We start from the raw sequence: 12,028 nt of genomic DNA, 5'->3' as shown, positions 1-12,028 counted from the left end.
AAAGTTTAGCTGAAAGGAGAGCCAGATATGGCTACCGTAAAAGTCGACGCCGCCAACTTCCAGTCCGAAGTCCTCGAATCCTCCGAACCCGTTGTGGTGGATTTCTGGGCCGAATGGTGCGGTCCGTGCAAGATGATCGCGCCGAGCCTTGAAGAAATCGCGTCTGAGCTTGCCGGCAAGGTCAAGGTCGCAAAACTCAACATCGACGAAAACCCGGAACTGGCCGCCAAGTTCGGCGTTCGCTCGATCCCGACGCTCGCCATGTTCAAGGGCGGCGAAGTGGCCGATATCAAGGTAGGTGCTGCACCCAAGACAGCGCTTTCCGCCTGGATTTCCGGCGCCGCATAAGCCATTTTATGGAATGAAAAAAGCCCGGCATCACTGCCGGGCTTTTTTTATTGGGGGACCGTGCCGTTCAATGCAAGGGCATTTCCGGCAAGATAAAGCGATCCGCCGATCAGGATGCGCGGCGGTGGTCCTTCCGGATCGAGGCGACGGGACAGCTCGTCCAGCGCCTCGGTAAGCGACGAGGTCGGTGCCGCGACCAGCCCGGCATCAAAGGCCGCATGGGCGAGCACGACAGGATCAATCGCCGCATCCGTGCCACTGATCGGAACGGTGAAGACATATTCGGCAATATCGGCAAAAGCCTTGAAATAGCCCACGGGATCCTTGGTATTGATCATGCCGGCGATAATGAACAGCGGCCGGGGCGTCTTTTCCTCAAACCCTGCCATCGCCTCGGCAATCACTTCGCCAGCGCCGGGGTTGTGACCACCATCGACCCAGATTTCCGCATCCTTCGGAGCCATCTCGGCAATCTTGCCGGTCTGAATGCGTTGCAGACGGCCAGGCCATTCTACGGAGGTCATGGCCTTTTCGATCATCCGTTCCGTTACTTCGAATCCGGCGGCCTTGACGGCGCGGATCGCGGCGGCGGCATTGGCAAGCTGGTGGCGGCCGGGAAGCCGCGGCAGCGGCGCGTCGGTCAGGCCATATTCATCCTGATAGACCATGCGGCCGAATTCTTCATGGGCGGAAAAATCCTGACCATAGACCGATGCCGGGCAACCCAGGCGTTCAGCCGTGGCAACAAGAGTTTCCAGAGCCGCATCATATTCCTGGTGGCCGATGATAACGGGGGAACCGGGCTTCATGATGCCGGCCTTTTCGGCAGCGATCAGCTCCACGCGGTCGCCGAGATAGGCCTGGTGGTCCAGCGAGATCGGCATGATGACCGACACGGCAGGATTGTTGATTACATTGGTCGCATCAAAGCGCCCGCCGAGACCAACCTCGACAACGGCGGCATCGGCAGGCTGTTCCGCAAAGAGCACGAACATCGCGGCGGTCAGGATTTCGAAAACCGTTATCATCTGGCCGCCATTGGCAGCTTCAATACGGCGAAGCGCATCCGCAAAGACCTCGTCCTCGACATACCGGCCCTTATCGCCGGGAACGCCGATGCGATAGCGTTCATGCCAGTTTACGAGATGCGGAGAGGTATGGACGTGGACGGAAAGGCCTGCGGCCTCCAGCAAAGCACGACAAAAGGCGGTGACCGAACCCTTGCCGTTGGTGCCTGCCACATGAATAACGGGCGGCATCCTCTTCTGGGGATTGCCGAGTTTTTCGAGAAGACGGGAAATTCTGTCGAGTGAAAGATCAAAACCCTTGGGGTGGAGCTGCATCAGCTCTTCAATGATCTTCTCTGCCTCACTAATCGCGGGCTTCGTCATGTCTTCTGTTCGCCTTTCAGGCGTTTTGCTTGCCATTTGTCCGCCGCACCAAAGATGAAATCATGCAACGTATAGCATCATCCCGAAGGCCGTTCAGGCCTTCGGGCGACATATTTTTTTGCTCAGGCCGAAGCGGCCAGCGGTACGACAGCGTTTGCGTTGTCAGCAGGCGCCTTGGTCATGATCTTAAGCAGATTGGCCAGCGTGTCCGGGATTTCGCGACGGTCGATCACCATGTCCACCATGCCGTGCTCCAGAAGATATTCCGATGTCTGGAAACCTTCCGGCAACTTTTCACGAATGGTCTGCTCGATCACACGCTTGCCGGCAAAGCAGATTTCCGCACCCGGCTCGGCGATATGAACATCGCCAAGCATAGCGTAGGAAGCGGTCACGCCACCGGTCGTCGGGTTCGTCAGAACCACGATGTAGGGCATGCCGGCTTCTTTCAGCATGTTCACTGCAACGGTCGTGCGCGGCAGCTGCATCAGCGAAAGAATGCCTTCCTGCATGCGGGCACCGCCGGAGGCCGGGAACATGACGAGCGGGCAACGCTCGGAAATGGCGCGCTCGAATGCCTTGACGATGGCTTCGCCGGCGGCAATGCCCAGAGAGCCGCCCATGAACTGGAATTCATGCACGACGGCAACGATCTTCAGGCCTCTCAGGAGGCCGACGCCGGCAAGGATCGTGTCTTCCTGCTCGGTTTTCGTGCGGCTGTCACGCAGGCGATCGGTGTATTTCTTGGAATCGCGGAACTTCAATGGGTCCTGCGCCACCTTTGGCTGCGGCAGAGCCTCATAGACACCGCCATCGAAAAGATCGACGAGACGCGCCTTTGCCGGCATCTTCATGTGATAGCCCGAGGCCGGGATAACCCACTTGTTATCCTCGAGATCCTTATGGAAGACCATCTCACCCGTTTCCGGGCATTTGATCCACAGGTTCTCCGGAACCTCCGGACGGCGGCCAAGCATGGAATTGATCCGGGGCCGAACGTAATTGGTGATCCAGTTCAATCAATTACTCCTTGACTGAGCCGCGCTTATTCCGCAGCGGCAAGGCGCGACGCACGCACGCCCGTTGAAAGTCCCTTTACCAGCGTCGTAACGGCCGGCACGGTATCTGCGGTCGCCTTCCCGTCCTTGGTCAGGCTGCCGGCAATCTGGTTGACAATGGCCGAACCGACCACCACACCATCCGCCACGGCGCCGATCGCTTTCGCATGATCGGCCGTCTTGACACCAAAACCGACACAGACCGGCAGTTCCGTATGCGCCTTGATACGACCGACCGCGCCCGAGATCAACGAGGGATCGGGCAGCGCGGAACCGGTAATACCGTTCATAGAGACATAATAAACGAAACCTGAGGTATTTTTAAGAACAGCAGGCAGACGCTTGCCATCCGTCGTCGGGGTCGCGAGGCGGATGAAATTCACACCCCGCTCAAGAGCCGGAACGCAAAGCTCATCATCCATTTCCGGCGGCAGATCGACCACGATCAGACCGTCGACGCCAGCTGCCAGCGCATCTTCCAGGAACTGGTCGACACCGTAAATATAGATCGGGTTATAATATCCCATCATCACGATCGGTGTTGCATCGTCACCCTTGCGGAACTCACGTGCGAGATCGAGCGTGGTTTTCAGCGTCTGGCCACCCTTCAGCGCCCGCTGTCCGGCAAGCTGGATAGCCGGGCCGTCCGCCATCGGATCAGAAAACGGCATGCCGAGTTCGATGATATCGGCGCCCGCTTCCGGCAGCGCCTTCATGATGCCGAGCGAGGTTTCGAAATCCGGGTCGCCGCCCATGAAATAGGTGATCAGGGCCGGGCGATTTTCAACGCGCAGATCGGCGAAGCGCTTGTCCATACGTGCAGTCATGATATTATACATCCATTCCAAGGAACTTGCTGACGGTGTGGACATCCTTGTCGCCGCGACCGGAAAGGTTCATCAGGATGATCTCATCCTTGCCCATCTTCGGCGCGCGCTTGATGACCTCAGCCAATGCGTGGCTCGGCTCCAGTGCCGGAATGATGCCTTCGAGGCGGGTCAGCATCTGGAAGGCATCCAGCGCCTCATGGTCCATGATCGGCACATATTCGACGCGGCCGATATCGTTCAGCCAGGAATGTTCAGGGCCGATGCCGGGATAATCGAGACCGGCGGAAATGGAGTGGCCTTCCTTGATCTGGCCGTCCTCATCCTGCAGCAAATAGGTCCGGTTGCCATGCAGAACGCCGGGCGACCCGGCGGTGATCGATGCACAGTGCTCGTCGCCTGAAAGACCCTTGCCACCGGCTTCAACGCCGACGATGCGGACGTTCTCGTCATCGAGGAACGGGTGGAAAATACCGATAGCATTCGAGCCGCCGCCGACAGCCGCCACGACAAGATCCGGCAGGCGGCCTTCCGCCTCCTGCATCTGCACCTTGGCTTCCTCGCCGATGACAGCCTGGAAATCGCGGACCATTTCCGGATAGGGATGCGGGCCGGCTGCGGTGCCGATCAGATAATAGGTGTCGTCGACATTGGTGACCCAGTCACGCAGGGCCTCGTTCATGGCGTCCTTCAAGGTGCCGTGGCCAGCCGTTACCGGCTTAACTTCGGCGCCCAGAAGCTTCATGCGGAAAACATTCGGGGCCTGGCGGGCCACATCCGTCGCGCCCATATAAACCACGCAAGGCAGGCCAAAACGCGCGGCAACGGTGGCCGAGGCCACACCATGCTGGCCGGCACCGGTTTCGGCGATGATGCGGGTCTTGCCCATGCGCTTGGCAAGCAGGATCTGGCCGAGGCAATTGTTGATCTTGTGCGAGCCGGTGTGGTTCAGCTCTTCGCGCTTGAAATAAATCTTCGCGCCGCCGAGTTCCGCCGTCAGGCGCTCCGCGAAATAAAGCGGGCTCGGACGACCGGTGTAATGAGCGCCGAGATATTTCAGCTGCGCCTGAAATTCGGGATCGTTCTTGGCCTTGTCCCACTCCGCCTGCAAATCCAGAATAAGCGGCATCAGCGTTTCGGCAACGAAGCGGCCTCCGTAAATGCCAAAACGGCCGTCCTCATCGGGACCAGCGCGGAAAGAATTGGGTGTTGGCGCGTCGTTCACTTCAAGCTCCCTTTGGGCCTTTCGACCAATCATTCACCACATCGAAAAATGCATCGATCATGGCCAGATCCTTGACGCCCGGTGCGCTTTCGACGCCGGACGATAAATCTAATCCACTTGCCCTGGTTTCCGCCAGAGCTTCCGCGACATTGTCCTTGTTCAGCCCCCCGGAAAGCATGTAATCAATACTTCCGTCAAGAGAGCGCAGGATGGTCCAGTCGAAGGAAACACCATTACCGCCCGGCAGGTCGGAACCGGCGGGCGCCTTGGCATCCAGCAGGAAACGGTCGGCTATACCGATATAAGGGTCGATTTTGGCAAGATCAGCGGCATCACGAATGGAAATGGCCTTCATGACAGGCAGGCCATACAACGCCTTGATGTTCAGCAGTCGCTCCGGGCTTTCGCTACCGTGCAATTGCAGGATATCCGGTTTTACGAGATCGACGATCTCATCGAGGTAATCATTATCAGCATTGACGGTGACGGCGACAACCTTGGCGGCGCCACGGACGTCATCCGCGAGCCTGCCTGCGATATCGGGCTCGATGTTGCGCGGGCTTTTTTCAAAGAAGATAAAACCGACATAGGACGCGCCGCGCCTGACGGCGCGCTCCAGCGCTTCCGGTGTCTTCAATCCGCAAATCTTGATATCCGGTTTCATACCCGCGACCTGACATGAAATGCGACGAGAGTCGAGCCAAATCGCATTCATCTATGGAATGTTTCACGTGAATCCAGATGGCGATCCGCACCTCAAGTTTCAATCGAAATCGATGGCGTGCAGTTTAGAGCCGTGGCGCTTCAGCCAGCCCTTGGCTTCTTCTGTGTGCGGGCAAAGCTTTTCACATAGAGCCCAGAATTTCGGGCCGTGGTTCATTTCCCTGAGATGAGCGACCTCGTGGGCGGCGAGATAATCGATGACCTTTTCCGGGGCCATGACGATGCGCCAGGAGAAACTCAGATTTCCATCATGAGAGCACGAGCCCCAGCGACTGCGGGTATCCTTCATGCTGATCGACCGCACCGGCCGGCCGGCCGCATGCGCATGAACCGCAACCAGCCTTTCCAGATCGGCCTTCGCTTCTTTTTTCAGGAAAGTTGCGATCCGCCGTCTCAGATGTTCCGGCGCACCGCTGACTTTGAGGATAGCCGCACCGTCCGCGTCTTCAGCAACATGGGTCAGGCCGCGCAGGCTACCGGTGTGATCTATGCGGTGGGGTACGCCGCGAATATCGATGGTCGTGCCGGGACGCAGACCGTCATCAGGGCTGAATTTCAGAAGCTTGCCTTCCAGCCAGCCTTGATGCCTCTCGAGAAAATCATCAACCTGGCTGTGGTGGAGTCCCATCGGGATCGTCAGCTTCAGCGCCCGGCCACCGGGTTCAATACGCAGGGTAATGCGGGTGGCGCGCGGATTTTCCCTTACCGTGATCGGCACCTGTCTGCCCGCCACAGCGACAGTGCGCGGGCTGGGTGCGGCCTTTTTGGCTGCCGGCGATTTCACGGATTTTCCGAAGAGCGAAAACATGCGCTGTTCATAGCCGATTCGCCGCCGGTTTGGCCATGCAAATGCGCGGCACCGCCCGCGGTCTCACCCCTATGCGGTCTGGTGTTTGCGTATGAAATCCAGCATGCGCGGCACAATTTCCTTGCGGAACCGCGAACCGTTGAACACGCCGTAGTGGCCGACATCGGGTTGCATATAGTGCGCGCGTTTTTCATCGGGGATGTTCCGGCAAAGATCATGGGCGGCCTTTGTCTGGCCGACGCCGGAGATATCGTCATTCTCACCTTCCACGGTGAACAATGCGACATTGCGAATGGCGGCGGGATCAACCACCCTGCCCCGGTGCTGCATATTTCCCTTGGGAAGCGCATGGTCAATGAAGACGGTTTCCACCGTCTGCAGATAAAACTCCGCCGTCAAATCCATGACTGCCAGATATTCATCGTAAAATTCGCGATGTTTTTCGGCGGAATCGCCGTCATTCTTGACGAGGTTGAGGTAAAAATCCTTGTGCGCCGTCATGTGCTTGTCGAGGTTCATGGACATGAAACCGGACAGTTGCAGGAAGCCGGGATAGACATTTCTGCCAAAGGCAGGCTGCGGCCACGGCACCTGCATGACGACGTTGTCGCGGAACCATTCAATCGGCTTGGCTTTGGCGAGACCATTGACGGCGGTGGGATTGATGCGCGTATCGATTGGCCCGCCCATCAACGTCATGGATGCCGGCGCAAAACGATCTCCATCCGTTTCCATCAGGGAAACGGCGGCCAGCACCGGCACGGATGGCTGACACACGGCGACTACATGCGCGCCCGGGCCGATCTGTTGCAACATCTCAATGACATAGCTGATGTAATCGTCGAGATCGAAAGTCCCCTCACTCACCGGCACGGTGCGGGCATCGGTCCAATCGGTGATGTAGATATCCGCTGAAGGCAATAGGGCCTCTACCGTCCCGCGCAGCAGGGTGGCGTAGTGACCGGACATCGGCGCCACCAGCAGAACCTTCGGATCGGACTGACGAGCCGCATCAAGTTCTCTTCTGAAATGAACGAGATTGCAGAACGGACGCGACCATACGATCTCTTCCGCCACAGTGACGCTATGGCCATCAACAATCGTACTGCCAAGACCAAATTCGGGCTTGACGTAACGGCGGGTCAGGCGCTCGAACACCTCGAAACCGGCATCGAGGCTACGGCCGAAAGCAGTGCTGGAAAGCGGGTTCAGCGGATTATTGCAAGCCTGGCGCATCATATCGGCACCGGCGCGCAGCGGCATCATGGCCGCATGGTTCATTTCATAGAGATGGTAGAACACTGATGACGCCTCCCTCGCGGATCAAGCTCTTTTTTTGACCATAGCAGCTTTTCGCAAGTGCACAAAATCGAAGGCGCCGACAGTTTCCCGCCGACGCCTCAATTTCAGTTGAATGCCTAGCGGCAATCAGATGTCGGCGACAAAAGTCTGCTTCTGGGAACCGAGGGCCTCGATGCCGAGTTCCACGACATCACCGGCCTTCAGATAACGCGGCGGCTTCTGACCCATGCCGACGCCCGGAGGCGTGCCGGTGGAAATGACATCGCCGGGATGCAGCGACATGAACTGGCTGAGATAGGAAACCACATGGGCCACACCATAAACCATGGTCTTGCTGGAGCCGTCCTGCATGGTCTGGCCATTCACCTTCAGCCACATGCCGAGATTCTGCGGATCCGTAACTTCGTCCTTCGTTACCAGCCATGGGCCGATCGGGCCGAAGGTGTCGCAGGACTTGCCCTTGGTCCACTGCCCGGCACGCTCCGTCTGGAAGGCGCGCTCGGAAACATCGTGGGAAACGCAATAACCAGCGACATAATCGAGGGCATCAGCTTCGGAGACATATTTCGCGGTCTTGCCGATGACGACACCAAGCTCGACTTCCCAGTCGGTCTTTTCGGAGCCGCGCGGAATGGTAACGTCATCGTTCGGGCCGACGATGGCCGAGGTCGCCTTCATGAAAATGACAGGCTCCGGCGGTACGGTCGCACCTGTTTCGGCGGCATGGTCGGAGAAATTAAGGCCGATGCAGATGAACTTTCCGGTTCCCGCAACGCAGGCGCCGATGCGCTCTTCGTTCAGAACCGGCAGCGTGGCAAGATCAATGGCAGCAATCTTCTTGAGGCCTTCGGGAGAGATGGCGTCGCCGCCGATATCCTTCACGTGGGCAGACAGATCGCGGACTTTTCCTTCCGCGTCGAGAATGGCAGGCTTTTCCTGGCCGGGCTGGCCAACGCGCATCAATTTCATGGAACTCTCTCCCGGTTGTCAGACAAGATGATGCATATATGAACGATGCATTCATCCTTGTCACCCCTTGACTGCGGCAAGTTTCGAAAAATACCTTTTCCTTCCCGTCAACCAAAAGGACATGGCCCGTGACGAACAGCAATTCCCGGCAATCCGAATATCCCGTCGATCCCCTCTTCCTCGACCGCTGGTCTCCGCGCGCCTTTGATGGCAGTGCCATATCGCAGGAACATTTGCTGACCATTCTGGATGCGGCTCACTGGGCGCCCTCGGCATCCAACCTGCAGCCATGGCGATTTATCTATGCCCACAAGGACAGCGAAGACTGGCCGCTCTTCGTGGAGCTGCTGATGGAAGGAAACCAGCGCTGGGCAAAAAATGCCTCAGTGCTGCTGTTCGTGGTTTCCCGGGGCTACAATATCTCCCGCGAAGGCGAGAAAAAACCTTCCGCAACCCATTCTTTCGACGCTGGCGCTGCCTGGTTTTCACTCGCGATGCAGGCGCATCTGCTCGGGTATCATGCCCATGGCATGGGCGGCATCCTGAAGGACAGGATCGTTGAGGCGCTGGGTATTCCTGAAGGCTACAAGGTGGAAGCCGGGATCGCCATCGGTACGCTGACCGACAGTTCCGTCCTTCCGGACGATCTGGCGGAAAGGGAAGTGCCGAGCAAGCGCCTGCCGCTTGCGGACGTGGCTTTCGAGGGGCGCTTCACTGGCAAGGCCGATTGATATCTGGCGATTCTGAGAACAAAAGGCCCGGCGATTATTGATCGCCGGGCCTTTTGTTAAAGTTTCGTTTCACGTGAATCGCTACGCGAGACGCTGCACAGGATTAAATGTCGAGGTTGGCGACGCTGAGCGCATTTTCCTGGATGAAGTCGCGGCGCGGTTCCACCTCGTCACCCATCAGGCGGGCAAACAGGCCGTCGGCGTCGGTTGCATCGTTGACCTTGACCTGCAGCAGCGAGCGGACATTGGCGTCGAGCGTCGTTTCCCACAGCTGCTCGGCGTTCATTTCGCCGAGACCCTTATAACGCTGCATGGAAAGACCCTTGCGACCGGCGGCGAAAATCGCATCCAGGAGAGCGCGAGGTCCTGCCAGTTCCAGTGTGCCATCCTTGCGTTGCAGGACCGGCGGCGTGGCGTAGATTTCCCGGGTGCGGGCCGTGAGTTGATCGATATGGCGGGCATCGGCCGAACCGAGCAGACCCATATCGAGCGTCGAGACCTCCTTGACGCCGCGCACCATGCGCTCGAAGCGCAGACCGCCATCCTCCAGCACTGTGCCGGACCAGCCGCGCTCGGTTTCTTCCGCAATCATGTCCAAACGTCGGGCCACTTCAGCAACGGTTTCCTGAGCACGGGCGGCATCGGCCGAAAGCTCCGGGTTAAGTGCACCGGCGATGGCAGCCTGTTCGACGATTGAACGGCTGTAGCGAGAATGCAGACCATCGATCAGCGAGCGCATGCGCAGCGCATCGAGAATGACTTCGCGAAGATCGGCGCCGACTCGAACCTCACCGGTGCCGAGGGTCAGCGATGCTTCTTCAAGACCCATGGAAATGAGGTATTCTTCCAGCGCCTTCTCATCCTTGAGGTACTGCACCGATTTACCGCGTGTCACCTTATAAAGCGGTGGCTGGGCAATATAGAGATGGCCGCGCTCGATCAGTTCCGGCATCTGGCGGAAGAAGAAGGTCAACAGCAGGGTACGGATATGGGCGCCGTCGACGTCAGCATCCGTCATGATAATGATCTTGTGATAACGCAGCTTGTCGGCGTTAAATTCGTCCTTGCCGATCGACGTGCCGAGCGCGGTGATCAGCGTCCCGATTTCCTGGCTGGACAACATCTTGTCGAAACGGGCGCGTTCAACGTTGAGGATCTTACCGCGAAGCGGCAGGATGGCCTGCGTTTCACGCGAGCGGCCCTGCTTGGCGGAACCGCCGGCGGAGTCGCCCTCGACGAGGAAGAGTTCGGATTTGGCCGGATCGCGCTCGGAGCAGTCGGCAAGCTTGCCGGGCAGAGAAGCAATATCGAGCGCGCCCTTGCGACGCGTCAATTCGCGCGCCTTACGGGCGGCTTCACGGGCGACGGCCGCTTCCACCACCTTGCCGACGAGGATCTTCGCTTCCGACGGGTGCTCTTCCAGCCAGGTGGAGAGCGCTTCGTTGACGAGGCTTTCCACGACCGGGCGCACTTCCGACGAAACGAGCTTGTCCTTCGTCTGCGAGGAGAACTTGGGATCAGGAACCTTGACAGAGAGAATGGCCGTCAGGCCTTCGCGGCAGTCCTCGCCCTGCAGGCTCACCTTTTCTCTTTTCATGATGCCTGACGTATCGGCATAGGAGGTGACCTGACGGGTGAGCGCCGCGCGGAAACCGGCCATATGGGTGCCGCCATCGCGCTGGGGAATGTTGTTGGTGAAGCAGAGCACATTCTCGTGGTAGCTGTCGTTCCACCACAGCGCGACCTCGACGGTGATACCGTCCTTCTCGCCATGAATGGCAACAGGCTTGTCCACCAGCGGTTTCTTGGCGCGGTCCAGATAACGGACGAAGGCCTCAAGCCCGCCGTCATACAGCAATTCCTGCTGCTTGACGTCCGAATGGCGCTTGTCGGTAAGCAGGATGCGGACACCGGAGTTCAGGAACGCCAGTTCGCGCAGGCGGTGTTCCAGCGTGCCGTAATCATAATCCGTCATGGTGAAGGTTTCAGGGCTTGCCAGGAAGGTAACTTCCGTGCCGGAGCGGCCTTCATATTCGCCAATCACCGAAAGCGGTGCATCGGCAACACCATGGGTGAAGCCGATTTCGTGCAGCTTGCCGTTACGGCGGATTCTGAGCTTCAGCCAGACGGACAGCGCATTGACCACCGAGACGCCCACGCCATGCAGACCGCCGGACACCTTGTAGGAATTCTGGTCGAACTTTCCGCCCGCATGCAGCTGGGTCATGATGACTTCGGCAGCGGAAACACCTTCGGAAGGGTGGATATCGGTTGGAATGCCGCGGCCGTTATCCGTCACCGTCACCGATCCATCGGCGTTCAGCGTCACCGTCACCAGATCGGCATGACCGGCGAGCGCCTCGTCGATGGCGTTGTCGACCACTTCGTAGACCATGTGGTGGAGGCCCGAACCGTCGTCGGTATCGCCGATATACATGCCGGGCCGCTTGCGCACGGCATCAAGACCCTTGAGGACCTTGATCGAATCGGCTCCGTATTCCGTGTTCACGCCGACTTCGCTTGACGATGTTTCGGTCATAAGTACTCTTTCCAAAGTTTCCTGGCCAGGTTTTCCAGTGAGAAGGCCTGAAGCCAGCGAATCACTCAAATCCGACATGCGACTATAGAAATTCTACACCCAATCCC

The 12,028-nt window shown here is 58.4% G+C and carries 11 protein-coding genes; 2 read left to right on the top strand and 9 right to left on the bottom strand.

The genetic code is table 11. The annotated features are described in order from the left end of the window. Positions 1-27: 27 nt before the first annotated feature. Positions 28-348 carry a thioredoxin gene (gene trxA / locus QSV77_RS12705; RefSeq protein ID WP_142842115.1) on the top strand — a complete coding sequence of 107 codons (321 nt, stop codon included), beginning with the start codon at positions 28-30 and terminating at the stop codon, positions 346-348. Between the two features lie 47 nt (positions 349-395). Here the strand turns inward: trxA and QSV77_RS12700 are convergent, their stop codons facing one another. The 8 genes from QSV77_RS12700 to QSV77_RS12665 form a co-directional block, all read right to left on the bottom strand. After that, positions 396-1,775 (bottom strand): folylpolyglutamate synthase/dihydrofolate synthase family protein, encoded by a 1,380-nt coding sequence (locus QSV77_RS12700; RefSeq protein ID WP_302733716.1) that lies wholly within the window; start codon positions 1,773-1,775, stop codon positions 396-398. An 86-nt stretch (positions 1,776-1,861) separates the two neighbouring features. Further along, complete coding sequence (accD, locus tag QSV77_RS12695) at positions 1,862-2,758, bottom strand: acetyl-CoA carboxylase, carboxyltransferase subunit beta (RefSeq protein WP_142842117.1); 897 nt, start codon at positions 2,756-2,758, stop codon at positions 1,862-1,864. 26 nt (positions 2,759-2,784) lie between these two features. Continuing rightward, complete coding sequence (trpA, locus tag QSV77_RS12690; protein ID WP_271362635.1) at positions 2,785-3,624, bottom strand: tryptophan synthase subunit alpha; 840 nt, start codon at positions 3,622-3,624, stop codon at positions 2,785-2,787. 4 nt (positions 3,625-3,628) lie between these two features. Beyond that, positions 3,629-4,849 (bottom strand): tryptophan synthase subunit beta, encoded by a 1,221-nt coding sequence (trpB, locus tag QSV77_RS12685; protein WP_302733715.1) that lies wholly within the window; start codon positions 4,847-4,849, stop codon positions 3,629-3,631. A 1-nt stretch (position 4,850) separates the two neighbouring features. Next, the gene (locus QSV77_RS12680; protein ID WP_302733714.1) at positions 4,851-5,513 is read right to left on the bottom strand and encodes a phosphoribosylanthranilate isomerase; all 663 of its coding nucleotides are present in this window, start codon (positions 5,511-5,513) and stop codon (positions 4,851-4,853) included. A 99-nt stretch (positions 5,514-5,612) separates the two neighbouring features. Then, a complete protein-coding gene (locus QSV77_RS12675; RefSeq protein ID WP_302733713.1) occupies positions 5,613-6,380 on the bottom strand; it encodes a M48 family metallopeptidase in 768 nt (255 codons plus the stop codon). Between the two features lie 69 nt (positions 6,381-6,449). Next, the gene (locus QSV77_RS12670) at positions 6,450-7,682 is read right to left on the bottom strand and encodes a polyhydroxyalkanoate depolymerase (protein WP_302733712.1); all 1,233 of its coding nucleotides are present in this window, start codon (positions 7,680-7,682) and stop codon (positions 6,450-6,452) included. A 126-nt stretch (positions 7,683-7,808) separates the two neighbouring features. Then, positions 7,809-8,651, bottom strand: coding sequence for a fumarylacetoacetate hydrolase family protein (locus QSV77_RS12665; protein WP_142842123.1), 843 nt, complete (start codon positions 8,649-8,651; stop codon positions 7,809-7,811). A gap of 128 nt (positions 8,652-8,779) precedes the next feature. On the opposite strand from QSV77_RS12665, the gene QSV77_RS12660 reads away from it, so the two are divergent. Next, complete coding sequence (locus tag QSV77_RS12660; RefSeq protein ID WP_302733710.1) at positions 8,780-9,382, top strand: nitroreductase family protein; 603 nt, start codon at positions 8,780-8,782, stop codon at positions 9,380-9,382. 103 nt (positions 9,383-9,485) lie between these two features. Here the strand turns inward: QSV77_RS12660 and gyrB are convergent, their stop codons facing one another. Beyond that, positions 9,486-11,921 (bottom strand): DNA topoisomerase (ATP-hydrolyzing) subunit B, encoded by a 2,436-nt coding sequence (gyrB, locus tag QSV77_RS12655; protein ID WP_269700777.1) that lies wholly within the window; start codon positions 11,919-11,921, stop codon positions 9,486-9,488. Positions 11,922-12,028: the final 107 nt, after the last annotated feature.

This window comes from Agrobacterium sp. V1, from assembly GCF_030518355.1.
GTDB classification, from domain to species: Bacteria; Pseudomonadota; Alphaproteobacteria; order Rhizobiales; family Rhizobiaceae; genus Agrobacterium; species Agrobacterium cucumeris.
This window is presented reverse-complemented; position numbering and strand designations above follow the sequence as displayed.